Origin of the sequence: Hyalangium gracile (genome assembly GCF_020103725.1) — a bacterium.
Classification (GTDB): Bacteria; Myxococcota; Myxococcia; order Myxococcales; family Myxococcaceae; genus Hyalangium; species Hyalangium gracile.
The window spans coordinates 413,503-439,694 of sequence record NZ_JAHXBG010000003.1 but is presented as its reverse complement, the minus strand read 5'-3'; the positions used below and the strand labels follow the sequence as shown (position 1 = coordinate 439,694).

Annotated in this window: 18 protein-coding genes; 8 read left to right on the top strand and 10 right to left on the bottom strand. The window is 68.9% G+C overall.

Annotated features, from left to right (window positions below):
* Position 1: 1 nt before the first annotated feature.
* Together KY572_RS08470 and KY572_RS08465 are read left to right on the top strand one after the other, a co-directional pair.
* On the top strand, positions 2-1,243 hold the full coding sequence (locus KY572_RS08470; protein ID WP_224242014.1) for a DUF4150 domain-containing protein: 1,242 nt from the start codon (positions 2-4) through the stop codon (positions 1,241-1,243).
* 3 nt (positions 1,244-1,246) lie between these two features.
* Complete coding sequence (locus KY572_RS08465; protein ID WP_224242013.1) at positions 1,247-1,966, top strand: hypothetical protein; 720 nt, start codon at positions 1,247-1,249, stop codon at positions 1,964-1,966.
* Positions 1,967-2,125: 159 nt separating this feature from the next.
* Here KY572_RS08465 and KY572_RS08460 read toward each other — a convergent pair whose 3' ends face one another.
* The 8 genes from KY572_RS08460 to KY572_RS08425 all read right to left on the bottom strand — a co-directional run bounded on the left by KY572_RS08460 (position 2,126) and on the right by KY572_RS08425 (position 14,312).
* Positions 2,126-3,169 (bottom strand): DUF2169 family type VI secretion system accessory protein, encoded by a 1,044-nt coding sequence (locus tag KY572_RS08460; RefSeq protein WP_224242012.1) that lies wholly within the window; start codon positions 3,167-3,169, stop codon positions 2,126-2,128.
* A 12-nt stretch (positions 3,170-3,181) separates the two neighbouring features.
* The gene (locus tag KY572_RS08455) at positions 3,182-5,455 is read right to left on the bottom strand and encodes a type VI secretion system Vgr family protein (protein ID WP_224242011.1); all 2,274 of its coding nucleotides are present in this window, start codon (positions 5,453-5,455) and stop codon (positions 3,182-3,184) included.
* Between the two features lie 3 nt (positions 5,456-5,458).
* Positions 5,459-6,043 carry a hypothetical protein gene (locus KY572_RS08450; protein ID WP_224242010.1) on the bottom strand — a complete coding sequence of 195 codons (585 nt, stop codon included), beginning with the start codon at positions 6,041-6,043 and terminating at the stop codon, positions 5,459-5,461.
* 15 nt (positions 6,044-6,058) lie between these two features.
* The gene (locus tag KY572_RS08445) at positions 6,059-8,755 is read right to left on the bottom strand and encodes a type VI secretion system Vgr family protein (protein ID WP_224242009.1); all 2,697 of its coding nucleotides are present in this window, start codon (positions 8,753-8,755) and stop codon (positions 6,059-6,061) included.
* Positions 8,756-8,853: 98 nt separating this feature from the next.
* The gene (asnS, locus tag KY572_RS08440) at positions 8,854-10,254 is read right to left on the bottom strand and encodes an asparagine--tRNA ligase (RefSeq protein ID WP_224242008.1); all 1,401 of its coding nucleotides are present in this window, start codon (positions 10,252-10,254) and stop codon (positions 8,854-8,856) included.
* A 105-nt stretch (positions 10,255-10,359) separates the two neighbouring features.
* Entirely contained in the window at positions 10,360-13,233 is a 2,874-nt protein-coding gene (locus tag KY572_RS08435) for a PAS domain-containing protein (protein WP_224242007.1), read from the bottom strand.
* 234 nt (positions 13,234-13,467) lie between these two features.
* A complete protein-coding gene (locus tag KY572_RS08430) occupies positions 13,468-13,890 on the bottom strand; it encodes an HD domain-containing protein (protein WP_224242006.1) in 423 nt (140 codons plus the stop codon).
* 44 nt (positions 13,891-13,934) lie between these two features.
* The gene (locus KY572_RS08425) at positions 13,935-14,312 is read right to left on the bottom strand and encodes a peptide chain release factor-like protein (RefSeq protein ID WP_224242005.1); all 378 of its coding nucleotides are present in this window, start codon (positions 14,310-14,312) and stop codon (positions 13,935-13,937) included.
* 99 nt (positions 14,313-14,411) lie between these two features.
* On the opposite strand from KY572_RS08425, the gene KY572_RS08420 reads away from it, so the two are divergent.
* Positions 14,412-18,977: a tetratricopeptide repeat protein gene (locus tag KY572_RS08420; protein ID WP_224242004.1), complete on the top strand. Its 4,566-nt coding sequence runs from the start codon at positions 14,412-14,414 to the stop codon at positions 18,975-18,977.
* Between the two features lie 19 nt (positions 18,978-18,996).
* On the opposite strand, the gene KY572_RS08415 is transcribed toward KY572_RS08420, so the two are convergent.
* Positions 18,997-19,413 carry a group I truncated hemoglobin gene (locus KY572_RS08415; protein WP_224242003.1) on the bottom strand — a complete coding sequence of 139 codons (417 nt, stop codon included), beginning with the start codon at positions 19,411-19,413 and terminating at the stop codon, positions 18,997-18,999.
* Between the two features lie 104 nt (positions 19,414-19,517).
* A complete protein-coding gene (locus tag KY572_RS08410) occupies positions 19,518-20,564 on the bottom strand; it encodes an NAD(P)-dependent alcohol dehydrogenase (protein ID WP_224242002.1) in 1,047 nt (348 codons plus the stop codon).
* Positions 20,565-20,819: 255 nt separating this feature from the next.
* Here KY572_RS08410 and KY572_RS08405 point away from each other — a divergent pair, with 255 nt between their 5' ends.
* The 5 genes from KY572_RS08405 to KY572_RS08385 are packed head-to-tail and all read left to right on the top strand — an operon-like array spanning position 20,820 to position 26,192.
* A complete protein-coding gene (locus KY572_RS08405) occupies positions 20,820-22,517 on the top strand; it encodes a phage tail sheath protein (RefSeq protein ID WP_224242001.1) in 1,698 nt (565 codons plus the stop codon).
* A gap of 15 nt (positions 22,518-22,532) precedes the next feature.
* Entirely contained in the window at positions 22,533-22,931 is a 399-nt protein-coding gene (locus KY572_RS08400) for a hypothetical protein (protein ID WP_224242000.1), read from the top strand.
* Between the two features lie 16 nt (positions 22,932-22,947).
* Positions 22,948-23,784, top strand: coding sequence for a hypothetical protein (locus KY572_RS08395; RefSeq protein WP_224241999.1), 837 nt, complete (start codon positions 22,948-22,950; stop codon positions 23,782-23,784).
* Positions 23,781-25,175 carry a hypothetical protein gene (locus tag KY572_RS08390; RefSeq protein WP_224241998.1) on the top strand — a complete coding sequence of 465 codons (1,395 nt, stop codon included), beginning with the start codon at positions 23,781-23,783 and terminating at the stop codon, positions 25,173-25,175. The genes KY572_RS08395 and KY572_RS08390 overlap by 4 nt, the downstream gene beginning before the upstream one ends.
* A 3-nt stretch (positions 25,176-25,178) precedes the next feature.
* Positions 25,179-26,192, top strand: a complete 1,014-nt coding sequence (locus KY572_RS08385) for a contractile injection system protein, VgrG/Pvc8 family (protein ID WP_224241997.1) — start codon at positions 25,179-25,181, stop codon at positions 26,190-26,192.

The following is a 26,192-nucleotide window of genomic DNA, read 5'->3' as shown; positions in this document are numbered from 1 at the left end:
CATGACAAAAGTCTTCGCGAATGGTCGCTCGATCCTCCACAAGGGAGATGGGAACACGCATGTCTCGGCGCCGCCAGACGTGTGCAAGGTACCAACGCCCGGCGGCCCGGTTCCTACGCCCTTTGTGAACTCGGCGCAGGACTCGATGCTCTCCAAGGGCAGTAAGACGACGACGATCGCGGGTAACGCGATTGCGCTCGCGGACTCAGAGATCAGCCTGAGCTCCGGGGACGAGCCTGGAACCCTGGGAGGGCTCGTCTCCTCGAAGTTCAAGGGAAAGATGACGTGGAGCGGTTCCAGCACCGACGTCAAGGTCGAGGGAAAAGGCGTGACGCGGTTCCTCGATCCCACCATGCACAACGGCAACACCTTCAACGTCTGCTTCATCGCGAAGGGAGGCACGGGGCTCGCCTACGGAGATGACGCGAAGTGCAGGTTGTGCACCGGCTCGGAGGAGAACCACCGGGTCCACGAGACCCCGGAAGTCAAAGGGTTCGTGGACAGCGTCTTCCAGGCCCTCGGGGATCGATTCAAGGACCAGAGGCCCCTCATCGATAGGTACCTCGAGCTGAGGTATGAGTACGCACGAAAGAAAGCCAGATTGGCGAGGGCTGCCGACGCGGCAGAGACCCGAGGTCTCACTGCAAGAGCGGCAAGGATCAGCGCACGCAGGAAGTGGCTGGATGGCCTGTATGAGGGCCTGCTGGTGCGCATCAACGCTCAGCTCCAGGGCATGGGGCCGGTGCTGCGGTTGGACAGACACACCCAGACGTATATGCAGGGATATATGGTGGGGGTCTGTATCTGTAAATGCCCTCAGCGACCGAAGATGCTTGCCAGCTGTTCAGGCATGGTCTCGCCAGGTTTCAAGGCAGCCGTGGCGGACACCCCCTTCACCCGGGTCGACACCTTCAAGATGAGTGACTACCAGCGCGCCTCGGGCGAGACCGAGGGAAGGACATGGACCTGTGCGGCCCCCAAACTCCTTCAGGCGGGAGGCGCGTCGGGTCACAAGGTCAAGAGCATGTCGGAACGCTGGTATTCCCCCGTGCCCAGCAGGCCCGAGATGGATGCGAAGGTGCAGACCTCGGTTGGCGTGACACATCTGCGTACGGAGAAGGAAGGCGAGGCTCCCCAGGAGAAGAAGCTTCAGTTCGGCCACGGTGAGTCCGTACCGTCATGTGCTGTCTGCCAGAAACTCCTACCCGAGATGCTCTGTGGCAACCATAAGGAGTGCGCCTGAACCATGGACGAGCTCTTGGATTTTCTCGAACGGTATGCTCCGGGCTATCGGCGCTCGCTCCAAGGCGCGCACAAATGGCGCATCAGTGAACTGGAGGAGACCTTTGGCAAGCCGCTCCCGGCCTTCTACCGAGCGTTCGCCAGTGTCATGGGTATCAATGGAGGGCCACTCCTCGCCCATGTGGATACGCATGAGCCCACCAAGATAGCCGAGCTCTATCGGTTTGCGTCCGTGGAGCTGCCGCCACGGCGGTTCCTGTTCGTCTTCGGGGACCCTTCCCTGGACGAGGCGCACTACTGGCTGGATCTCGAGGCGCCGTCCGAAGACGGGGATCATGAGGTTGTTCGGATGCCCTTTGGGACGGATGCGTGGGAGACAAGCCTCTCGCGGTACTACGTCAGTCTCAGGGAAATGCTCTTCGTTTGGGGTATGGAGAATGTCTGCCTTTCGAAGTTCTCTCTTCGCGCCAGTTACTTCGTCAGTTCCACGTCTCAGGATGCTCCTGAGATAGAGGATCTGGCTGCGAGCTTCGAGAAGCTGGGCTTCCGTAGGCTCCCGTATCCGCGGCACTGTCTGCTCTTCGAGAGAGGAGACGCATGCATCGAGCTCTCTCGGAGGCCCGACGCGCCGAACTTCTGGTTTCGAGCGGGAGGGCGAGACCCCAAGGAGTTCCAACGCTTCCGGGCCATCATCGAAGACCTGGGAGGCGTGGAGAAGATGTAGCTGTCGGGACCTTTCCCACGCAGGGACAAGCCTGGTGCTCAGGCGCGCCCGGTATGGCCATGGAGGGTTCTCTCGGAGGCGGGAGATGCGAAGCTCCACTGCGGAGCAGTGATCAGCTGCCTGAGCATTGCTTGTCTTCCACGCCTCGCCGACGCGCATTCATGAGGGTGCTTCCTCCCAGTGCTCCAACTCCCTGATGAGACTGTTCTCGTGCTGGGCCAGTTCTCGATGGGCCGGAATCGCCGCGCGCCAGATGATCGTCAGCGCCCGCTCGGTCATGTCGACCTGTACCGCGTCCAGGAGCATCGCCCGCCGGTCGACGCGGTTTCGGAACACGCTCTTGACCATCAACCGATGGCGAGGAAGCGGGAAGGAGATCTGCCCATCGGGTGAAAAGCCACCGAGGACCACGGGCTCCCCGCCCTTGAGTCCAGCCGAGGCGATGAGCCCGGGTGACGCGGCCTGGAAGAATCGCGGATCGAAATCCCTCGGCCACAGAGGGGCGCGCTGCTCTGTCCACGCCTGGTCGTAGGTGCCAGCGAACGCGAGGCGGGGCTGCCAGCTTCGAGCCACTGGGCCGAAGCCGGCGGGTGCCACCCGGTCCGTCGGGCTGCTCATCAGATGGAGCGGATCCTCCAGGTTCGGCAGCGGCTGCTCCACGGCCTCCTTGGCCGAACCATAGAACCCCATCCCCACCGGGTTCCTCGGCTCGTACGCCGGCGGCTCCTTCCCAGTCGAGGCTGCCACCCCGCCGAAGCTGCGCTCGTACCGCAGCGGCATGGACTCGAAGGGCCTTGGCGCCGAGGCCTTGAGCCCCAAGGCTCCGCGGTACCAGACACGCGTTCCGAAGACGCGAATCCCCTTCTGGCAGGGGCCCACCTTCACTGCCGCCAGCATCTCCGGGACAGGCTTTCCTCCCGGAGCCCACGCGTGTCCCGAGACGTAGATGTCCGTCCCCGGGCGGGTGTAGGCCGTCTGTCCCTCGTAGCGCAGGCTCGAGGCGCCGGGCTCGCCCCAGTAGACGTCCTCCATCACCGGCGGCCGTTGCTCCTCGCTCGGCTTGGGCGGCTCACTGGATGGCCTTCCGGCGGGCGGCAGGTCGAACCGCCCCGCGACGCAGATGACCAGCAGCTCCTCGCCCTCCTTGTTCATGGAGGGCAGGTCCACCGCGCTGAAGCTCGTGAGGTTCTCGAGGTTCGGCATGACAACAGGGGCTCAGTTCTCTTTGATCTCCGAGGCCTTCAGCACCATGTCACCCGAGGCGGTGACTTCGATCTTCCCGCCCTTGATGACGACCTTGCCGTCCTTCTTCACCTGGATGGTGGCGCTGCCCACCTGCAGCGTGAATGACTCCTCCGCCGACAGAACCAGCTCCTTGCCCTGGATGGCGTAGCTCTCCTTCGCGAGGATCTGGAACTTGCCTCCCACGTTGATCAGGTGGTCCTGGTCCACCTTCAGGTTGCGCTTCTTCTTCACCGTCTCCGAGGAGTCCCCGCCCACGCTCAACGTGCGGTTGCCCTTCACCGTCTCGGACTTCTTGGCGCCCACCATCTCCACCTTCGCGCCACCCACCTGCTCGGACTTCAGCCCGCCCACCAGCTCGTTCATCGCGCCGCCCACCGTCACCGCGTAGGCCCCGCCGATGTTCACCGCCTTGCCCAGGCCGATGTTCTCCGCCGACGCCAGCGTCACCGACACGCTCTGCGCCCCTCCCACCGTGACGGACTGATTTCCTCCCACCGACTCCGTGTGGTTGCCGCCCACCGTCGTCGAGCGGTTCTTCGTCACGTCCAGCGTCTGGTTGCCGCCGATGACCGACGAGTCGTCCTTCTTCACCTGGAGCGACTGGTTGCCGTGCACCTCCCGGCTCCGGTCCTTCTCCACCAGCAGCTTCTCGTTGCCGCCCACCTGCTGGGACTTGTCGTTCTCCACGACGATGTTGAAGTCCTTCTGCGCGTGGAAGAACACCTCCTCCGAGCCCGCCGCGTCCTCGAAGCGCAGCTCGTTGAAGCCTCCACCTCCCGGGCTCGAGTTCGAGCGCAGCGTGCTCTTCGTCTTCTCCCCTGGCAGCTCCAGCGGAGGCGGGTGGTGCCCGTTGTACACGCTCCCCGTCACCAGCGGCCGGTCCGGATCCCCCTCCAGGAACTCCACCACCACCTCCTGCCCGATGCGCGGCAGGTACAGCGCGCCCCAGCCCGGTCCCGCCCACGCCTGACTCACCCGGATCCAGCAGGAGCTCTTGTCGTCCCCCTTGCCCTCGCGGTCCCAGTGGAACTGCACCTTGATGCGCCCGTGCTCATCCGTGTGGATCTCCTCGCCCGCCGGGCCCACCACCACCGCCGTCTGCGGACCCGGCAGCCACGGGCGTGACGTCTTCCGCTCGGGCCGGAAGGGCACCGCCTTGCGCAGGCAGGTGAAGTGGTTGCGGTAGGGCTCGTGCTGCTCTCCGGGCCGCTGGGCCTGTGTGCCCGGCAGCACCTCTGGCTGGGAACCCCGGTGCGTGACGGACACCACCAGGTACTCGCCGTCGTAGGCGCCCGTCGAGTGCTCGGCCAGCTCGAACGTGTAGCCCGGCGTCAGTCGCCGGGAGACGCTCGAGCCCGTGGCTGTCTCCGCCCGCGCGCGCAGCTCCTCCAGGCGCACCTTCGAGTAGTTACGCCCCGCTCCCACGTCGTCATAGCGCCCGGGGTAGTCGTACACCTCCAGCACCGCGTCGGCGCCGTCCGCCGAGGCATCCGCGCTCAAGTCGCTCGAGGGCCGCAGGAAGTTGTAGTCGCGCAGCATCACCGCGCCGGGCTGCACCTCGTGGCGCGAGGCGAACTCGTTCACCGCCTCCGCTCCCGCCACCATGTGGCTCCGGTCCCGGAACACCAGACGGGACTCCCCGGCGAGCGGCTCGTGCACGGAGGGCGCATCCCCCAGCACCAGCGTGTGGGAGCCCTGCTCGTGCTCGAAGAAGTAGAAGATGCCCTCCTCCTCGAGCAGCCGGGAGATGAAGTCCAGGTTGGACTCGCGGTACTGCACGCAGTACTCGCGCTTGGGGTAGCTGCCCGAGAGCGCCAGCCGGTGCTCCACGCCCGCCTCGCCGAGGAGCTTCTTCACGATGTCCGGCGTGGTCATCTCCTGGAAGATGCGGCTGCGGCGCACGTGCCGCTGCGTCCACAGCTTCGGCACCACGCGCACGCGGCAGCGCTTGCGCTCGGGGCCGGTGCCCTCGTCCCAGCACCGCACGTGGCCGATGATGCCGTGGAGGAAGCGCGCCGAGCCGTCTCCCAGCTGCATCGTGAGCAGCGCGTCCTGTCCGAGCAGGCCCGCGCCGTCCACCTCGATGTCCGGGCCGGGCACCAGCTCGATCTCCGCCTGGTAGAGCGCCGAGAGCGACTCCTCCACCGTGAAGCCGAGCACGGCCAGCTCTCCCACCGGGTGGGGACCACACTCGAACTCGAACTCCGCCTGGTTCGCCGCCAGCGGCGCAGTGGCAATCGCCATGGGTCACTTCCTCTCCCGCTCGGTTCCACCGCGGGCCGGTGGTACGTCCCTCTTCAGCTCGCCGGGCCAGCTCCCCGCCTTCTCGGAGCGGAAGACCTTCCGCCACATGGCCCACCCGGTGGAGGGCAGGGGAGGGAAGAGTTCGAAGGTCTCGTCCGAAGGAGCGTGGTGGTACACCCAGGTTCCCGCGATCTTCGAGCTCGTACTGGGAGCGCGCTCGACCTCGCCCTGTCGCCAGCGCTTCTCCAGCTCGGCGGCGAGCGAGGCGTACTGCTCCTTCGTCGGCCGATCCGTCCCGCAGAGCTGCTCGAAGTAGGAGCGCTCCTCGGGATCCTCCACGTGCGCCCAGCGCCCCTTGAGAGGGAACTCGGGGGGAATGTAGCGGTAGACGGTGCCCGAGTCCTTCTCCCGGTACCACTCCTCGGGGGTGGTGTGGGAGTACAGCTTGCCCACGGGGATGCGCTCCACCGCGCCCTTCTCCAGCTCGGCAGCCAGCCGCTGCTGGAAGAGCAGCAGCTCCTCGAGCGACCCGAACTCCTGGCCCGGGTGCAGCTTGGAGAGGATGGAACGTCTGGGGAGCAGTCCCACGGCTGCCAGCCTTTCCTAGAGGAACACCGTCTTGAGAAACGTGCCCGTGGCGGCGCCGCCCTTCTCGAGCACCGCCTTGGGCACATCGATGAGGATCTGCGTCGCCCCGCCGGCGTAGCCCGTACCCTGGCCCGCGACGACGCCCTCGTACACCTTGGTCCCCGCCTTGAGGGTGAACGAGCTGGACTGGGAGGCGGCGTTGCCCCACTCGGGGCGCAGCGCCATGCGGATCTTCCCCTCGAGCCCCAGCGGGCGCGGCCCGCCCGTCACCCAGCGTCCCTGGGGGAAGGCTCCACCTCCGTGGAGGCGCTCCACCTGCACGTCCTTCGTGAGGACCTTCTCGGTGTACTTGCCGTCCTTGAAGGCCTTGGCGTCCTGGGGCGAGAGCGGCCCCTGGTCTCCCTGGTGGCTGGCCACCTCGTTCGCCACCGAGGGATCCAACACCTCCTGGAAGGACTTGCCCTGGCCGCTGCCTCCGGACTTCTTCTCGATCTTGCTGCCCTTGAGCTTGAGCTTCGAGCCGTCCACGGTGAGCTCTTTCGCCCAGATCTTCACCGTCCCGGACTTGTCGATCAGCAGCGCCAGCTCGTCACCCACCACCACGGCCGCCTCGTCCGCCTTGAACTTCATGTCCTTCGAGGTGAAGGCCGTCTCCTGTTTCACCTCGGTGAAGGTGTGCCGGCCGGACTCGTCCTTCCGGTCCTGGCCCGTGTCCTGGACCAGCTTGCCCTTCACCACCTCCTCCACCTCGCCCAGCACGTCGCTGCTCCGGGTGCCGCCGATCGTCTCCGAGCGGTCGACGCCCACGTCCTCGCTCTTCAGTCCGGCGATCTGCTCCAGCCGGGCCCCGCCCACCGCCTTGTTGAAGGCCAGGGCCACGTTCACCGAGTAGGCCGCGCCGATGGTGAGCGCCGCGGCGGCTCCCACGTTGACCGCGACGGCCTCCTTGACGTTCAGGGTGTGGGCCATGGCCACGGTGATGCTCTGGCTCCCCTCCACCCCTTCGTCCTGGCTCTCCTTCACCCGCGTGTCCCGGTTGCCCGTCACCGTCAGCGACTGGTTGCCCTCGATGGCCGAGTCATCCTCCAGCTTCACCGCGAGCGACTGGTTGCCATTCACCTGCCGGGAGCGATCCTTCTCCACCAGGAGCGTCTCGTTACCCCGGATGATCTGCGTCTTGTCGTTGAGGGTCTCGAGGTTCTCGTCCTTCTGGGCGTGGAGGTAGACCTCCTCCTCTCCCGCCGCGTCCTCGAGGCGCACCTCGTTGAAGCCTCCGCCCCCCGGGCTGGAGTCCGTGCGCTGGGTGCTCTTCGTCTTCTCGTCGGGCAGGGCCACCGGAGGAGGGTTGCTCCCGTTGTAGACGGCGCCCACCACCAGCGGCCGGTCCGGGTTGCCCTCCAGGAAGCGGACGACCACCTCCTGCCCGACGCGGGGAATGAAGCTGGCCCCCCAGCCCTCGCCCGACCAGGACTGGCCCACCCGCACCCAGCAGGAGCTCTGCTCGTTGCGCTGCCCCTCCCGGTCCCAGTGGAACTGGACCTTGACGCGGTGGTGCCCGTCCGGCTGCAGCTCCTCGCCCGAGGGCCCCACCACGGTGGCCGTCTGGATGCCTGGAATGACGGGCCGAGTCGTCGCGCGGCGAGGCCGGTACGGAACACCCGCTGGGAGCGTCTCGAACTCGTTGCGGTAGGAGCCCTCGACGGCCTCCGCGTCCCCGACGATCTCCTGGCGCCGTCCCTCGTGGCGGACGCGAACCACGAGCAGCTCCCCGTTGAGCTCTCCGTCCGGGTGCTCCGCCAGCGAGAAGGTGGACCCCGGAAGCAACCGGTGGCACGTCCCCGCGCACGCCAGCGTCCTCACGCCGAAGCGCAGCTCCTCCAGGCGCACCTTGCTCAGCCGCTTGCCCTCCGCGGGCTGCACGTAGTCACCCGGGTAGTCGTAGATCTCCAGCGCCTGGACGCCCTGGCTCTCCCTGGCCTGGGCGGTGAGATCCAACGTGGGGCGCTCGAAGTCGAAGTCCCGGAGCGCCACCCGGGCCGGGAGCAGCCGGTGCGTGCGCGCCACCCGGGTGATGTGCTCGCCCACCGTGGGCGCCTGGCCCGTCTCCGCGCGGAAGAGCAGGGTGGACTCGCCCGGCAGCGGCTCGTGCGCGCTCGCCCCGTCTCCCAGCACCATCACGTGCGAGTCCGGGCCGTGCTCGAAGAAGTAGAAGATGCCCTCCTCCTCGAGCAGCCGGCGCACGAAGTCCAGGTTGGACTCGCGGTACTGCACGCAGTACTCGCGCTTGGGGTAGCTGCCCGAGAGCGCCAGGCGATGATCCACATGCCCCGCCTTCAGCACCTGGGCGACGATGTCCGGGACGGAGAGGTTCTGGAAGATGCGGCTGCGGCGGACGTGGCTCAGCTGCCTCAGTCCAGGCACCAGCCGCACTCGGTACTCGGGATGACCCTGCCGCGCGCCGAGATCCTCCACCGCCTCCACCCACCCGTGGATGAAGCGCTCGGCCCCCTCCGGATCGCGCACCGAGAGGCTCGCCGCGGTGTCGAGCAGCTCGCGGGTGTCCAGCGGCTCCAGGGAGGTGGGGAAGAACTCGACCTGGAACTCGAAGGGCTCGGAGAGGGCCTCCTGGCCCGTCAGCCGGGTGACGACGAGGTCCGGGGCCGCGAACGGTCCTGCCTGCAGCTCAAGGACAAGCCGATGATCGCGTGCCACATCTCCCCCGCCTGCAAGGTGCAGCGCACTGCCTCAGAAAGGCAGCAATACTACACCTTGCAAGCGAACGTCGATGGTTCCGTCTGCCTTTGCGCCGCTCAGAACTGCGCCCAGCCCGGCACGCGCGGGTAGGGAATGGCGTCACGGATGTTCTGCAGGCCGCACATGTAGACGATGAGGCGCTCGAACCCGAGCCCGAAGCCCGCGTGCGGCACCGTGCCGTACCGGCGCAGGTCGCGGTACCACTGGTAGTGCTCGGGCTTCAGGCCGAACTGCTGCATGCGCTTGTCCAGCACGTCCAGCCGCTCCTCGCGCTGGCTGCCGCCGATGATCTCTCCGATGCCCGGGGCCAGCACGTCCATGGCCGCCACGGTTCTGCCGTCCTCGTTGATGCGCATGTAGAAGGCCTTGATCTTCTCCGGGTAGTTCATCACCACCACCGGCCGGCCCACGTGCTCCTCGGTGAGGTAGCGCTCGTGCTCGGTCTGCAAGTCATTGCCCCACTCGGGCGCGTAGTCCCACTTCTTCTTGGCGCTCTTCAGGATGTCGATGGCCTTCGTGTAGTCGATGCGCTCGAAGCTGGAGTTGATGAACTTCTCCAGGCGCTCGGTGACGCCCTTCTGCACGCGCTCCTCGAAGAACTTGAAGTCCGGGCCGCACTCGGACAGCACCGCCTTGAAGACATACTTGAGGAAGCGCTCGGCCAGGTCCGCGTCGTCGTTCAGGTTGGCGAAGGCGATCTCCGGCTCGATCATCCAGAACTCGGCCAGGTGGCGCGTGGTGTTCGAGTTCTCCGCGCGGAAGGTGGGGCCGAACGTGTACACCTTGGACATGGCCAGGCAGTAGGCCTCCACGTTCAGCTGCCCGGACACGGTGAGGTAGGCCTCCTTGCCGAAGAAGTCCTTGTGCCAGTCGATCTTCCCCTCCGGCGTGCGCGGCGGGTTCACCACGTCCAGCGTGGAGACGCGGAACATCTGCCCGGCGCCCTCCGCGTCGCTGGCGGTGATGATGGGCGTGTTCACCCAGAAGAAGCCCTCCTCGTGGAAGAAGCGGTGGATGGCCTGCATCGCCGAGTGCCGCACGCGGGTGATGGCCCCGAAGGTGTTGGTGCGCACGCGCAGGTGCGCCACCTCGCGCAGGAACTCCAGCGTGTGCTGCTTGGGCTGGATGGGGTAGGTCTCCACGTCATCCACCATGCCCAGCACCTGGACCTCGTCCGCCTGGAGCTCGAAGGCCTGGCCCTTGCCCTGGGACTGCACCAGCGTGCCGCGGCAGATGACGGAGCAGCCCGCCGTGAGGTGGAGGATCTCCTTCTCGTAGTTGGGCAGCGAGCTGGGCGCGACCACCTGGATGGGATCGAAGACCGAGCCATCGTGCACGTTGACGAAGCTGATCCCGGCCTTCGAGTCGCGACGCGTGCGCACCCAGCCGCGGACCTCCACCTTCGAGCCCGCGGGCACCGAGCCCGCGAGGGCCTTCTTCACACTGACGACCTGCATGGCGCTCTCCCTTGCTCCCTTGCTCCAAGTCGGTAGAGCGAGTTAGCCGTGCTCGGGCCGAAGGACAAGAGCGCTGTTGCGACGGGGCGCCTGGCGGAGGCACTTTCAGCCAGGGGGGGCCGGGGGAGGAGCGCTGGCGGGCGGCTCGTGCAGGGGGCTGGCGCACGCCATGGGCAGCTCCACCGTGAAGGTCGCCCCCCGCTCGGGCTGGCTCTCCACCCGGATGCCGCCTCCCAGCGCCTGGACGATCTGTCGGGTGATGTACAGGCCCAGCCCCAGGCCCCCGTAGTGGCGGGGAGAGACGGCCCGCTCGAACTTCTCGAAGATGCGCGGGAGGCTCTCGGAGGGGATGCCGATCCCCTCGTCGCTCACCGTGAGCCGGGCCTCTTCCCCGTGCTGCTCCACCCGGAGCGTCACCGGCCTGCCCGGTCCGTACTTGAGCGCGTTGGAGAGCAGGTTGTCGACGACCTGCTCCAGGCGCAGCCTGTCCCAGAACCCGATGATGGGCTCGTCGGCCTGGACGACGAGGGGGGAGCCCGCCCGGAGCGCCTGGGGCTCGAAGCGCTCCACCACGTCTCGCACCAGGGCGGAGAGGTCCACCGGCTCGATGTCCAGGGACAGCCGGCCCTCGGTGAGCCGGGAGACGTCGAGCAGATCGCCGATGAGCTCCACGAGCTTGTGGACCTGCTGCGTGGCGCTCCCGACGGTCTTGCGCAGCCGTTCCCGGAGCTGCTCCGGCGGGAGGTCGGCCGAGCAGTCGCGCACCAGGCTCTGGAGCTTGAGCTGCAAGGGCGTGAGCGGGGTCCTCAGCTCATGCGACGCCACCGTGAGGAACTCATCCCGGAGCTGGACGGCCTTCTGGAGCTCATCCTGCATCTGCTTGAGCTGGCTCACGTCCTGGAGCGCCAGCAGCACGGTGGCCGGGTGGCCATGGGCCGCGGGGAGCGTCTCGGAGTCGATGTGCAGGCGGTAGCGCCCCACGGGGGTGACCCAGATCAGGGACGCGCCCTGGACGCGCTCTCCTCGGGCGGCTCGCACCCCGGGGACCCGATCCATGGGGATGGGCCTGCCGTCCTCATCCAGGAGGTGGTAGGCCGAGTCGTAGGCCGACGCGGGCACCCCCAGGGGAAAGGTCCCTCCCGCCATCCGGTGGGCGTGCCGGTTCGCGAAGAGCACCCGGCCGCTGTCGGGCTCCAGCAGCAGCAGCGCGACGGGCATGAAGTCGAGCACCGAGCGCAGCCACCGCTCCTGGTGGGAGAGCTGCGCGGCCCACTCCTCCACCTTCCGCCGCGCCTGGACCTCCTCCGTCACGTCGATGGCGAAGGCCATCACCGAGTCTACGTCCCCTCGGGCATCCCGCAGGGGGTGGAGCAGGAAGTTGAAGAGCCGCTCGTTCGCCCAGCCCTCACCGCTCACGACTCGCAGCGGGGCCTCCTTCTCGAAGAGGGGCTCTCCCGTTTCGTAGACGCGGCGAACCTTCTCGGAGAAGGCGCGCGCCTCGGGGGTGGGCAGCGCGTCCATCAGGGAGGTTCCCAGGAGCGCCCTGCCTCCCGCCAGTCGCTGGAAGATGGGGTTGACGAGGGTGAAGACCTGTCGGGGGCCGCTCAAGATGCAGATGGAGGCCGGACAGTGGATGAGGATGTCGTGGAGCCGGGAGCGCTGGGCCTCCAGCTCGGCCTCCGCCAGCTTGCGGTCCGTCACATCGTGAAGGTGGGCCACGAAGCCCTGCACCTGTCCCTGCTCATCACGTCTCGGGACGTACGTGGCCTGCACGTGGATCTGCTGTCCGTCCTTGCGGGTATAGGCGGCCTCGTAGCTCAGGGTCTCGCCGTCCAGGGCCCTGCGGGTCCAGTCCCTCACGCGCGCATACTGGTCCAGGAAGATCTCGCGCACCGTCTTGCCCATGAGCTGCTCGGGCTTCAGCCCGAACCACGTCTCGTGGGTCTGGTTGCAGAAGAGGACACGCTCATCCCGGTCGATATAGGTGACCAGCGCTGGCAGGGAGTCGGTGATGACGCGCAGCTGCCACGCGTGGTGCCGGGCCTCCTCCTGGCTGGACTCCAGGGCCATCCGGGCGAGGGTCTGCTCCGTCACGTCGCGCTGGGTGCCCCAGGCGCGGACGAGCAGGCCGTTCTCCACCACGCCCACCAGGCAGCTGAGGAACACCTTGAGCGAGCCATCCCGGCTCACCTCCCGCGACTCGGAGCTCTCCAGCCGATAGCCGCTGCGGATGAAGGCCCGGAGGTACTCCGTGTCACGCTGACTGGTGCGGGTGAGGAATTGATCCAGCCTGCGTCCCACCGACGAGGTGGGCGCCTGCAGGCCGTGCATCCTCGCCATGGCGCTGTTGCACTCGGCGAGGTAGGCGGTGCCGAACATGGCCTCGATCTGGGCGTCCTCGGGCAGCGACACGGGGATGGGGGGGACGAGCTCCATCCGCCAGATGCCCTCGGTGCTCTGGTTGATGAAGGTGCGGTAGCGCTCCTCGCTGCGCTGCAGGGCCGCCGTCGTCTGCCGCAGCGCTCGCTCGGTGCTCGCGAGCGCCTCCTCGGCCCGGCACTGCTCGGTGATGTCCGTTACGATCGTCCCGATGCCGCACAGCGAGCCGCCCCGGTCGCGAACGGGGTAGTAGCTGCAGCTCCACGTGTGACGGACGCCGGGCTCCCGGCGCGTCTCTCCCGAGATTCGCAGGTTGAGGATGGGCGTCTCCTGCTCGAGGACCTGGCGGTAGTGGGGCTCGACCAGCTCCCAGAGCTGGGGGATGACGTCCTTCACCTGATGGCCCAGGTGGGCCGAGCGGGGAAGGCCGTTGTATGCCGCCAGGGTGTCGTTGACGTGGATGAAGCGGAGCGCCACGTCCACGAAGGCCAGCCCCACCGGCGCGCACGCCACCATGGTCTCGAGGAAGAAGCAGGACTGCTCCTCGGTGATTCCCTCGACCACCTCCAGGGAAGGAGGGCTCGCGCCTGGCCCCGTCACCTACGTGCGCTCCTGAGGAAGGGTCGAGCGGCGACCGGCGAGGATAGAATTAATCTCTGGATTGGAGACACTCTGAGACATGGCCTGCGCTCGCCTCCTCGACCGAGGGACCTTGGAGGAAAGGTCACAACGGCGACAGGGGTGTTCAAGGGCAGGCGGCTGAGGCGGACGTGCGGACGTCCCTCTGCGAGCGCGCTGGCGTGGGGTGGCGTCGCGGCGAGTGGCTGGCCGACTTCACGCCTCCTTCAGGCGGGTCCAGGCGGCGCGGTAGCGGGCCAGTCGCTCGGCCTCCCTGGGGCCCACGGTCGGCAGCCGCCGCACGTCCATGTTGTCCTCCAGGTCCGCCAGCTTCACGCGTCGTGCGAGCGGGTGGGGACGGACGCGCTCGATGAAGGCCTCGTACGTCTCGCCTTCCCGCTTCGTCAGGCAGTCCAGCGCGCCGAGCACCTCTTCCGGGTAGCCCAGCTCGCGCAGGCGCTCCAGCGTGTAGGGCGTGTCCTCCACCACGTCGTGGAGGATGGCCGCCATCCGCTCGGCGTCCGTCTCCAGGCGCATCATGACGCGCAGCGGGTGGAGGATGTAGCTCTGCCCGGCCTTGTCTCGCTGGCCCCGGTGGGCCTCCACGGCCAGGGCGATGGCGTCTTCGAGGGTGGGCATGGGGGGAAGCTCCGCGCGGCCAGCCGCCGGCGTCGGGGGGTGGCTCACCAGAGGTCCTTCTTGCCGCGCATGGCCTTCTTCTGGCCCGTGAGCTTCTTGTTCTCCAGGCGGCGCTTCTGCGCGCCCTTCGAGGGCTTCGTCGCGCGGCGCACCTTGGGCACGAAGGTGAGCGCCTTGAGGGCCTCGCGCAGGCGCTCCAGCGCCACGCCCTTGTTCTGCAGCTGGCTGCGGCGCTCGGTGGCGGTGATGGAGAGCTCGGTGGGCGGGTGGGTGAGGCGCACGCCGCTCTCGGTCTTGTTGCGGTGCTGGCCGCCGGGGCCGGAGGCGATGAAGTACTCCACGTCGCAGGCCTTCAGCAGCGCCTCGTCGTCGAGGGCGAGAGCTGCCAGCGCGGCCTGCCGGCGAGTGGGGGAGGTGCTCATGCGGGCTCCAGCCTAGCACTGGAGGCGCGGCGGGGAGCGATGCTATGGGACGGGCGGGAGAGCGCGGGCGGAGGGGTTGTCCGGCGCCTGGGAGGGTCCTTGAGCCAGCAGGGGTCGGGTCAGGCGCCTCGGGAGATGGTGGACGCGCTCATCGTCGCCGCCACCCCGGGGGAGTACGACGCCGTGCTGGAGGTGGGCACGGGCGCGGAGCGGGGCAGTGACTGGGTGAAGCGGCCGGGGCCCGCGGGCTTCGAGGTGGCGCTGCGGACCTTCCAGGCTGTTGGGGGTGGAACACTTCGCGTGGCGGTGACCCGCTCTCGCGAGATGGGCGGGGTGGCGGCCGTCACCGCCGCGGCTCCCATCGTTCAGGCCTACTCGCCTCGGTGCCTCGCCATGTGTGGCGGGTGCGCGGGACGCCCGGGAGAGGTCGAGCTGGGCGATGTCATCATCGCGGACCGCCTGTGGACGTATGACACCGGCAGGCTCGAGCTCGCCAGGGACGGCTCGGGCGCCGAGTCGTCCCGGGTGCTGAGTGACGTCTCCCAGTACCAGCTCAACGCACGCTGGAAGGACGCGGCCCGCTCGTTCGCCCCGGACGCGAGCAGCCCGTGGCTGGGCCTTCGCCCGCGAGCCTACGAGGCCCAGCGGGACTGGGTGCTGGAGCGGCTCCAGGAGGGAGAGGATCCGCGCAGGCACCCCGACAGGGCGAAGCGGTGCCCAGATTACGAGGAGGTCATCGATCAGCTCTGGAAGGCGCGCCTGGTCGAGGACGGGAAGCTGCGGCTCACGGACGAGGGCCGCGAGCGCATCGAGCGGCTGCTGAACCGCTACCCGGATGGCTTGCCGGAGCCGAGACCATTCAAGGTCCATGTGGGGCCCATCGCCACGGGCAGCAGGGTGGTGAGGGATCCGCGGGTCTTCGACGAGCTGGCGATGACCGTGCGCAAGGTCAAGGGGCTGGAGATGGAGGCCTCGGCGATCGCGGCGCTCGCGCATGAGCTGGCGCTGCCCTACATGATCGTGATGAAGGGCGTGACGGACTTTGGCGATCCGCGGAAGGGCGACCACTTCCAGGACTTCGCCGCGCGGGCCTCCGCCGAGTGCTTGCTGGCCTTCCTGCGCCAGCACCTGCCGCCGGCGGCCTCGCTCCGGAAGGATGAGGGCGCGAGCGACCGGCTCCTGGTCCCCGGTACGGTGCTGCCCCCACGCGAGCGCAGCGCGGCGACGCTGCTGAATGCGCGCTACCAGCTGGTGGAGTTCTTCCGTCCCATCCGCGCCGAGCTGCTGCGAGAGCTTCAAGCCTGGTGCGACGCGGAAGAGTCCGTGAGCGTCCAGCTCTTCCATGGCGCGGGCGGTATCGGCAAGACGCACCTGTTCATCCAGTGGTGCAAGGAGCTGGGGGAGCAGGGGTGGCGAGCAGGCTTCCTGGAAGGGAGCGTGGACGCGGACCACTTCGAGCCGCTGGCGGTCTCCTCCACGGAGCGGCCCACCTTCGTGGTCGTCGACTACGCGGAGAGCCACCAGGGCTTGGGAGCGCTCCTCCAGATCGCGGCGCGTCTCCGGAGCGCGGGAGGCCGCGAGCGGCTGCGCATCGTCCTCATCGCGCGTGAGCCCGGGGCCTGGTGGGAGGAGCTCCAGAAGCGGAGCGCCGAGCTTCGGGCTCTCCTGCGCGACAGGCCTCCGGTGGAGGTGGCACCCGTCGCGCCCGAGGGAGCGGAGCGCGAGGCTGTGTTCTGGCACGCGGCGCGGCGCTTCGCCGAGCTGCTCGGGAGCAAGTCGCCGACGCAGCTGCCATCGAGTCTGGAGGATCCCCGCTTTGGCCGGGTGCTGTACATCCACATGGCGGCCCTGGCCGCTGTCCGGGAGATTCCGTTCACGGCCGAGAGCCTGATGGAGGGGATCCTCGACCACGAGGAGCACTTCTGGGCCACCTGGCTGGAGACGCGGAAGCCCGTCGGGGTGATGGATGCGGACCGGCGTCTGTTCCAGGAGCGGGTCCGGCACGCGGTGACGGCGCTGACGCTCACCGGAGGGGCCTCGAGTCGGCAGGAGGCGCTCGCCTTGCTGGAGCGCTCATGTGGCGCGCGGGATGAGCTGTTGCTGCTGTTGCTGCAGGACCTGTACCCGAAGGGCGGCGCGGCGGCGCAAGCGTGGAAGGTAGGAGGCCTGGAGCCGGACCTGCTGGGCGAAGCGCTGGTGCTTCGGACGTTACGAGGGGAGGGCAGGGCGGCCTCGGGATGGCTGCGGAGTGTGTTCGACGGCGCCGATGAGGGGACGCTGCGTGCCGGCTTCGAGGTGTTGGGCCGGCTGTCCATCGGAGCCGCCGAGGCCGGGGGCTGGATCTCCTCGTTGCTCGAAGGTGCGGTGGAGACGCGAGCGGTCGCCGCACTGGAGGCGGCCAAGGCCGTCGGCCAGCGCATGGCCTACGCCGCGCTCGGTGGAGAGCTGGAGAAGGCGCTCGAGCGAGAAGGCACGCCCGAAGTGGCCCGGAGGCTGATGGAGGCTGGGCTGCCGGAGCGATCGATCTCCCTCCGGGGAGTGGCCGTCCGGGTGTTGACGCTCCTGCTGAAGCACCTGCCTCCAGACGAGAGCACCGAGTCCCTGGCGGAGAGAGCGCAGCTGCTCAACAACCTGGGGCTCTTCCAGACCCAGCTGGGCCAGAGAGAGGGGTCGCTGGATTCCACTCAACAGGCTGTGCGCCACTACCGCGCGCTGGCGCACGCGCACCCGGAAGCGTACCTGTCGGAGCTGGCGCTCGGCCTGAACAACCTGGGCCAGTCTCTCAGCGAGATGGGAAGAAGGGAGGAGGCCCTGGCCGCATTGCTGGAGGCGGTGGGCCACTACCGCACGCTGGCGGAGCAGGGCTCGGAAGAGTCCCTGCCGAACCTGGCGATGAGCCTGAACAATCTCAGCCTGTTTCAAGGCGAGATGGGAAGACGAGAGGAGGCGCTGGGCTCCGCACTGGAAGCAGTGGCCCTCTATCGTGCGCTGGCGCGGAAGGACCCGGAGCAGTTCCTGCCCAACCTGGCGCTGTGTCTGAGCAATCTGGCCAGGTGTCAGAGCGAGCGGGGGATGAGGGACGAGGCAGTGGGCTCATCCCGTGAGTCGTTGGGCCACTATCGCGGGCTCGCGCGAAAGCACCCCGAGGCGTTCCTGCCCGAGCTGGCCATGAGCCTGACCAACCTGGGCCTCTTCGAGAGCGAGCTAGGAAGGAGAGAGGAGGCGCTGCGTCTCTCCCAGGAGGCGGTAGGCCACTACCGCGAGCTGGCTCGGAAGCACCCCGAGGCATTCCTGTCGGACCTGGCGACGAGCCTGACCAGCCTGGGCGGGTTTCAGAGCGAGCTGGGAAAGCGGGAGGAGGCGCTGCGCTCCTCGGAGGAGTCGGTGGGGCACTTCCGCACGCTGGTGCAGAGGCACCCCGAGGCATTCCTGCCGGACCTGGCGCTCAGTCTGATCAACCTGGGCCTCTTTCAGAGCGAGCTGGGAAAGCGGGAGGAGGCGCTGCGCTCCGAGCAGGAAGCGGTGAGTCACTACCGCACGCTCGCGGGGAAGCAGCCCGAGGCGTTCATGCCCCGGCTGGCGCATAGCCTGAACAGCCTCGGGTTGTGTCAGGGCGAGCTGGGCATGAGAGAGGAGGCGCTGGGCTCCGCGTGGGAGGCGGTGATCCACTACCGCGCGCTGGTGGAGAAGCACCCCGAGGCGTTCCTGCCGGACCTGGCCATGAGCCTGCTCAACCTGGGGAAGTCCCAGGGCCAGCTGGGAAGGAGAGAGGAGGCGTTGGACTCGACCCGGGAAGCGGTGGGCCACTACCGCGAGCTGGCGCGGAAGCACCCGGAGGCGTTCCAGCCGACGTTCGCGCACAGCCTGAACAACCTGGGCCTGTTTCAGAGCGAGCTTGGAAGGAGGGAGGAAGCGCTGCGCTCCGCGCAGGAGGCGGTGGGCCACTACCACGAGCTGATACGGAAGCAGCCGGAGGCGTTCCTGCACGACCTGTCCATGTGCCTGGCCAACCTGGCGACATTCCACAGTGAGCTCGGGAGCAAGGAAGAAGCCCTGGCCTTCGCGCGAGAAGCGGTCCGCCACTACCGTGCATTGGAGCAGAAACACCCGGGGGTGTTCCTGCCGGAGCTGGCGATGGGGGTGAACAACCTGGGGGTGTTTCAGAGCGATCTCGGGAGGAACGAAGAGGCGTTGGTCTCCGCTCAGGAGGCCTTGGACCACTACCGCACGCTGGCGCGCAGGCACCCCGAGATGTTCCTGCCGGACGTAGCCATGGCCCTGAGCAATGTCTGCAACTTCCTGGGCCTGTTGGGGAGAGGAGAGGAGGCGCTGGGCGGCGCGCACGAGACGGTGGGGCTCTACCGCGAGCTGGCGCGGAAGCACCCGAAGGCTTTCCTGCCCGAGCTGGCCAAGAGCTTGAACAACCTGGGCGAGCTCCTGAGCAGGCTCGGCAGGCGCCAGGAGGCCTTGAGCGCCGCGCGGGAGTCCCTGGACGTCCTCTGGCCCTTCTTCCTGGAGCAGCCCCAGGCCTTCGAGCGCCAGATCCGCATGGTCCTGGGAGGCCTGCTCTCGCGCCATCGGGAGGCGGGCATCCCTCCTCCCGAGGTGGTTCGCGAGCGACAGAAGATCTACAGGGCCCGACGCAGTTCGCGCGCTCGAACCTGAGCCCTGGCGGCGAGGCCTGTCAGCTGGCCTTGCGCGCCGCGGGGACCTCCTCCATCACGATGTCCCCGCGCGTGGTGCCGACGAGCTCGAACAGCTCCTTCTGCTCGGCCTCGGGCACCTTGTAGTGGTCCAGCACCGCCTTGAAGTGGCCGGCGAACACGGTCCACTCGGCCGGGGTGATCTTCAGGTGGTGGTGCGACTCCTTCATCGCCTTGCCCGTGTACCGCTGCGGGCCTCCCGTGGCCATGCACACCATCTCCGTCACCAGGTACTTGAACCCCGCCTTCGGTACGCGGTGGTGCGCCTCGTCCACCAGTGGGTTCGCGTTCAGGACCGGGTCCACCATGATGCGGTCGATGAAGGTGTCCACCACGGCGGAGATGGCGTAGACGCCACCCAGGCGATCGTACAGCGAGGCGTTGCTGCGGTTGCTCATGTTGCGGGGCTCCAAGCGGCAGGCTCCCAGGAGTTCGTCTCCTGGGGCGGCGCTGGAGCATACGTCACGAGTCGGCTGCCTGGCTCCTGCCCTCCTGGAGCGGATCAGCCGTGGGGAGTGATGATCGCTCGCCCCTTCAGCGTCCCCTCGCGCATGCGCTTGTATGCCTCCGCGGCCTGCTCCAGCGGGAAGCGCTCCACCGTCATCCGGATGCGCCCCGCATGCGCCAGCTCCAGCACCTCCATCAGCTCGGGGAGCGTCCCCCAGTACGGCGCCACCACCTGACACTCCTGCGGGATGCTGAAGAAATTGAAGGGAAGCACGCCGCCCCCCAGCCCGATCACCGCGAGCTGTCCGCGCGTGCGCGCCACGCCAGCGGCCAGCTGCAGCGTCGAGTCCACGCCCACGATGTCCAGCACCAGCTCCGCGCCCAGCCCTCGCGTCAGCTCGCGGATCTGCTCCACGGGGCGGTCGTCCGAGCGCACCGTGGCATCCGCGCCCAGATCCTTCGCTCGCGCCAGCTTCTCCGCCGAGGTGTCCACCGCGATGACTCGCGCGGGGCTCACGGCGCGCAGCAGCTGCACCGCCATCTGTCCCAGGCCTCCCACGCCGATGACCACCGCCGTCGAGCCCGGCACCAGCTGCGGCAGGGCCCGCTTGATGGCGTGGTAGGGCGTCAGCGCCGCATCCACCAGGGGCGCCCAGTCCCGCGGATCCAACGAGCCCAGCGGCACCAGCAGCCGCGACGAAGGCACGAGCAGGTAGTGGGCCATGCTCCCGTCCCGCCCCAGTCCACCCCCGTGGGAGCGCAGCTCGGACACGCGCTCGCAATGGTTCTCACTTCCCTGGCGGCACGGCTTGCAACGCCCGCAGCCCCACGGGCCATAGACGAGCACGGGCTCTCCGCGCTCGAACCCCGTCACTCCCGGACCCAGCGCCTCCACCCAGCCCGCCGCCTCATGGCCCAGCGTGAAGGGCAGCGTATAGGGCATGAAGCCCGGCGGAATCCCCATCAGGGTGAGATCCGAGTGGCACGCCCCCGCGCCGCCGACCTTGAGGAGCACCTCGCCTGGACCCGGCTCGCGAACATCCACTTCACGCAGCTCCGCGGGCTGCTGCCACGCCACGAGCTGATACGCCTTTGTTCTCATGCGTCATCCCCCCTGCGCCTCTGGCAGCGCATCCAGCGATCGTGACTGTACGCAATGCCGCACTCCAGGGCATCTCGCTGAGGGGAAACCCTTACACGCGAGCGCGTTGTCGGAATCACAGATGAGACGTGCCACGTCTCGTCATGAGGACCCCAGCCAAAGGGACATTGAATTCACTGTGTTGATGTGCGAACACTTCGCGCGCTCAGGCGAGAGGCACCTCAACCGCTGCTAGCTGCCTGGGAGGGGGAATGGATGGCTCGCATCGTACCTGGCGTCCAAGTAACGGTGGTCAAGGACGTCGTTCCGCAGCAGCTCGCGCCCTCTGGGGTGCTGGGGCTCGTGGGCATCGTCGAAAAGGAGCTGAAGGGAGTCGAGCGTGCGTCGAGCTGGGGCCGTCTGGTGGATGGCTGCGGTCCCAGCGCCGCGTACAGCATCCCCGAGGCCCGGCAGGCGCTGGATAATGGAGTCTTCCAGCTCGTCGTCTCTCCGGTGAGTGGTGGCACCAAGGCCACCGCCGCGCTGCCAGGCGTCTCCGGTCCGAGCCTGCAGCTCACCGCGCGCGCCGCCGGCACCTGGGCCAACGGCCTGCGGGTGCGCGTGACGTCGCGCCGCAACGCCAAGGACGAGCCGCTCAACTTCGATCTGGAGATCGAGCGGCCCGGCACCGGCGAGTTCGAGACGTACCGCCAGCTCACCGTCGAGCCCGGCTCCGGCCAGTACATCGTGGACACCCTGGCGAGGGCCTCCTCGCTGGCGGTGGCCAGCAGCAGCATCCGCTTCGTGTCCTCCGCCACGGCGAAGACGCTCAAGGGCGGAGACACCGGAGATCAGCAGATCGTCCTGCTGGATGATGGCCGGGCCTCGAGCGCGAAGCCGGTGCTCGTGCTGCAGTCCGTCAAGGGCGGGCCGGACCTCAAGGTGACGGCCACCACCAAGGATGGCGTGTCCACCGTCACGGTGATGCAGAAGGCCCAGGCGGCCGGCGAGTTCGCCCCGCTGGCGCTCTTCGAGGGCCTGCGCTTCCCGGGCGCCGAGTCCCAGCTCATCCAGGGCTTGCAGCGCATCCTCGACAAGAAGAAGGAGGGCGAGGAGCCCTTCGCGCTCACCGTGAGCAGCCTGGAGTGGCCGCTGGACACCCAGACGCTCACCTTCTCCGGGGGCAAGGACGCCACCGCCGCCGACTACAGCGCCGCGCTTCAGCGCCTGCGGGACCAGCCCGACGTGGACATGGTGCTGGTGGGGCTCCAGGACTTCGGGGACGTGGACAAGGTGACGAGCGTCTACAGCGAGGTCATCAGCCACTGCAACGTGATGGCGGCCGACTGCAAGGGCCGCATCGGCTTCGGCCAGGTGCCTCCGGACATGGAGCCCGAGGCGCAGGTGGACATGGCGCGCCACCTCATGTCCGACCGCTTCGTGCTGGTGACGCCGCCCGGCACCGTGGGCGCGGTGGCCGGCATGGTGGGCAGCCTGCCCTACTACTACTCGCCGACCTTCAAGCGCGTGGCGGGGCTGGGCCGGCTCAAGACGGTCATCGGCATCGACGACCAGAACACCCTGGTGGGCGGCAGCGTCGTCACCGTGGCCAACGAGCCCAGCAAGGGCCTGGTGGTGCTGCGCGGCCTGACGACGGACGGAGACCAGATCAACGTGCGGCGCGTCGCGGACCACGCGGTGCGCGGCGTGAAGATGCTGGGAGACCTGTTCATCGGCTCGCTGAACACCGCGGACGGGCGCAGCGCGCTGCGGCAGAAGCTGGCCGAGTTCCTCCTCCAGATGGAGAAGGAGAGCGCCATCGTGCCGTCCACGGACGGCGCGGATCCGGCCTTCAAGGTCGACGTGTACTCGTCCCAGGCGGACTTCGCCCTGGGCATCGTCCGCGTGGACATCGCGGTCCGGCCCGTGAGGGCCATGGACTACATCTACGCCACCATCCAGATCCAGACGTGATGAGGGGGGAGTCCCGTGCCAACCATCTTCTCTGCCAATAGCAGCAGCATCCTGGTGGACGGTGAGCCCCTGGAGGGGCTGCACTCACTGGCCTTCCGCGTCGTCACCGAGCGGGAGGACATCCGCGCCATCGGGAGCGATGAGCGCATCGACGTGAGCTTCGGCCTGCGCACCGTGGTGGGCGAGCTCGTCGTGCGCTCGACGAGCCTCAAGCTCAACCAGCTCCTGGACGAGCGCGCCGGCTTCCAGCTGGTGGCCAACCTGTCCAAGAACAAGGGCATCTCCGTGACGGACCAGGCCGTCACGTACGCCTTCGACCAGTGCTACGTGGAGTCCAAGTCCTTCGGGATGGACGCCGGCGGCACCGCGGCCACCACCTACGTCTTCAGCTCGACGCGCGTGCGCGTGGAGTAACGGATAGGGAAATGCCATGCAGGCCACCTCCCTCGTCGAGGTGGACGCGGTGGAGTACCCGGTCCACTTCGAGGGCTTCCACCAGCCACTGCACGTGTGGCTGCGTGGCGGTCAGCACGTGTCTTTGCGCCCGTGGACGTGCGGTGAGCACCTGGCGGCGCTCGGTCGGCACCTGAAGCCAGGTGCCTCCGGCGTCGCGCTGGACACCGCGGCCTTCAGCGGCGAGGTCCTCGCTCGCGAGGGGCTCCAGGGAGCGCTCGCCCAGGAAGCGGCGCCGCTGGCGCTCTGGTGGGCGGCGGGCGGAGGTGCGCCCTCCGCGCGGCCTGGGCCCGACGGCTGGCTGGAGCTGGAGCGGTGCCGCGTGCAGCTGCGGCAGTGGTCCGCGGGCGAGCGCCTTCAGGCGCTGGCCCGGTGCGTGCGTGGCGAAGGGCAGGGCAGGCGCCTCGACTCGGGGCGCTATCTGGAGGCCATGCTCGCGGCCTCGGTGAAGGCCGTGGAGCCGGCGGGGACGGACCTGCGCGCGCTCGACGCGGCCAGCACGGTGTCGCTGCTGGACTCCGTCGTGGCGGTCAACGTGCCGGCGGAGGAAGAGGCGGCGCTGCTCGACTCGCCGGAGGTGGCCGCCACCACGCTGCGGCTGTGCCGGGAGCTGGGCTGGACGCCGAGCCAGGTCTGGGCCACGCCTGCTCCCGAGGTGGATCGGCTGCTGCGGCTGCTGGATGCCGCCCACGGCGCCCCGGCGCCCCGCTCGGCGCCCGTGCCTGCTCCGCGTCCGACGCCGCGCCCACGGGCTCCGCGCCTCGCGGACCACCCGGATGCGATCGTCATCCAGATCGAGGACGAGACGCCATGAGCTCCTTCTCGACACAGGGGCTGGTCGCCATCCTCGCGGGCCCGGTCCAGCGCGTGCTGCGGGACGTCCAGGTGCTCGGTCTCGAGGCAGCGGCGACCGAGGCGCCCACCTCGGCGTCGCCGGCAGAGGGACGAGGCACGGAGGAGGTGCGTGCCCAGCCGCCGGTCATGGACGCGCCCGCCGGTGTCATCCGGGGAGTGCGCGCGGTGGTTTCTTCCTCTCCCCCGAGCGCCATGCCGGGGGCTCCCACCGAGGCGGAGGCATCCGCGTCGCGGGTGCCCGGGCAGATGCGTGCGGAGCGAACGGAAGGCCCGGGCCTGCCTCGTGGGATGGCCGGGGCCTCGGAGCCCTCGCCAGCGACGAGCACGGTGCCCCGGCTCGTCCTGCGTCGGGACAGGCCGGGCGCTCCGGCTCACAGGGCTCCGGCTCGTGTGGCGCCGACCGCGCCCTCTCCCACGGCGGCCCCGAGCGATGTCCCCGCGGGCATGGAAGAGCGTGAGCTCCCGCTCTTCTCGATGAGCCGACCCGAGGCCGGCGCGGTGCCTGGTGCGCCCCGCCTCCCGAGTGAGGCCTCCGTCCAGAGCGAAGCGCCGCCTCCGGTGTCCGCGTCGGCGGTGCGGATGAGCCGCCCCGAAGCGGTGGCGGTGCCTGTCGCATCGCGCGTCCCGAGTGAGGCTCTTGCCCAGAGCGAGGCACAGGCCTCGGTGGCCTCGTCGCCGGTGCAGCCTGGAGCGTCAGCGCCCGTGAGCAGTGCCACGCCGCAGGTCCCCGCCAGCGTGGGGCCCGCGACGACGGGGCTGCCTCGACTGGTGCTCCGCCGCGCTCCTGCCTCACCGAGGGACTCGCGACCGGTTGCGGAGACCGCCGCCGCGCCCCGGACCCAGGTGTCTGCTCCGGAGCCGCTGCGCGCCCCTGAGGGAGTTCCTCTCGCGGCCTCCGAGGTTCGTGGCTCGCTCCCGCCTTCCGCTCCGCATCACGCACGGCCCGAGAGCCCGGTGGCGCGCGGGGCGAGCGGAGAGGGAATCCCGCTGATGTCCCGAGGGCCGAGGTGGATGACCCGGGACACCGCGGAGTCCGAGAGCCCCGAGCGGGTGGGCCAGCCCGTCCCCGTGCTGGAGCGAAGCAGCAGCAGCCCGGCAGTACCTGGGCCCGCGCTGCTCCAGTACTTCGCGCCCGAGCCTTCGGGGGCTGCCTTCCCGCCGAGCCGTGGCGCAGCTCCGGCCGCGCCCTCGCTGCCCGAGCTCGCCGCACCTCCCGAGAGCCTCCTTCGGAACGAAGATCCGTTCGCTCCGCCTGCCGCGCAGGCGCTCCCGCTCGACCGGGAGCAGCTGGAGGAGCTGCTCGTCGACATCCTCGAGACCGCGGCTCGCGGTGAAGGGGTGGAGGTCTGAGCCATGCTCCGAGTGGAAGGCGAGGTCCGCATCGGCTCACTCACGGCGAGCACCACGCCCCAGCGCGAGGCGCGGCAGCTGCTGGCGCTGTCGGGAGAGCTGGCGATGGGCGGCGTGGGCGGACGCTGCGTGGTGGAGATCGCCGATCCCTCGCTGAGCGCCCCGGAGCTGGGAGACTCGGTGCAGGTGTCTCTCGGGAAGGGTGACGGGGCGTCGCCGGTGTTCACCGGTGAGGTCCTCGCGGTGACGCGCACCGCCACCGCCCTGCGCGTCACCGCCATGGACGGCATGGCGAAGCTGGCCTCCTTCGATCTGGAGACGGCCTACGAGGCCAAGACCGCGGGCGCCATCGTCAAGGACATCCTCGGCCAGGCGGGCGTGGATGCGGGCACCGTGGAGGACGGGCCCACGCTGGCGACGTGGGTGGTGCACAAGGGCCCGCGCGCGCTGCGCCACCTCCAGCGCCTGGCGGAGCTGTGCGGCGCGGATCTCTTCTCGGATGGCGAGGGCAAGGTCTGCTTCATCACCGCCAGCACCCAGGGCGAGGAGCACACCTTCCAGTACGGCGGGGACGTGCTCGCGCTGCACCTGGAGACCGCGACGCCCGCGTTCGACTCGTTCTCCGTCTGGGGCGAGGGCGCCGCCAGCTCGCAGGGAGCCGGCAAGGAGCACTGGCTCGTCAAGGACCTGTCCAGCGTGAACGGCAAGGCCTCGGTGGGCGAAGGCGGCTCGGTCTCCCCGGGACAGGAGGGGGAGCGGCCGCGGCTCGTGCTCGATGGCTCGGTGCGCTCGGGTGAGGCGGCGAAGGCGGTGGCCGAGGCACGAGCGGCGGCGGTGGCGGCCCGCCCGGTGCGCGGCTTCCTGCAGGTGCTGGGCGCCCCGGGCGTGAAGCCGGGCGATCGGGTGACGGTGAGTGAGCTTCCCGGAGAGGGCGCGGCGCCGGGGCCGCTGCGGGTGCGTCGCGTCCGGCACCGGCTGGACGCGCGCGTGGGCTTCATCACGAGGATGGACTTCTAA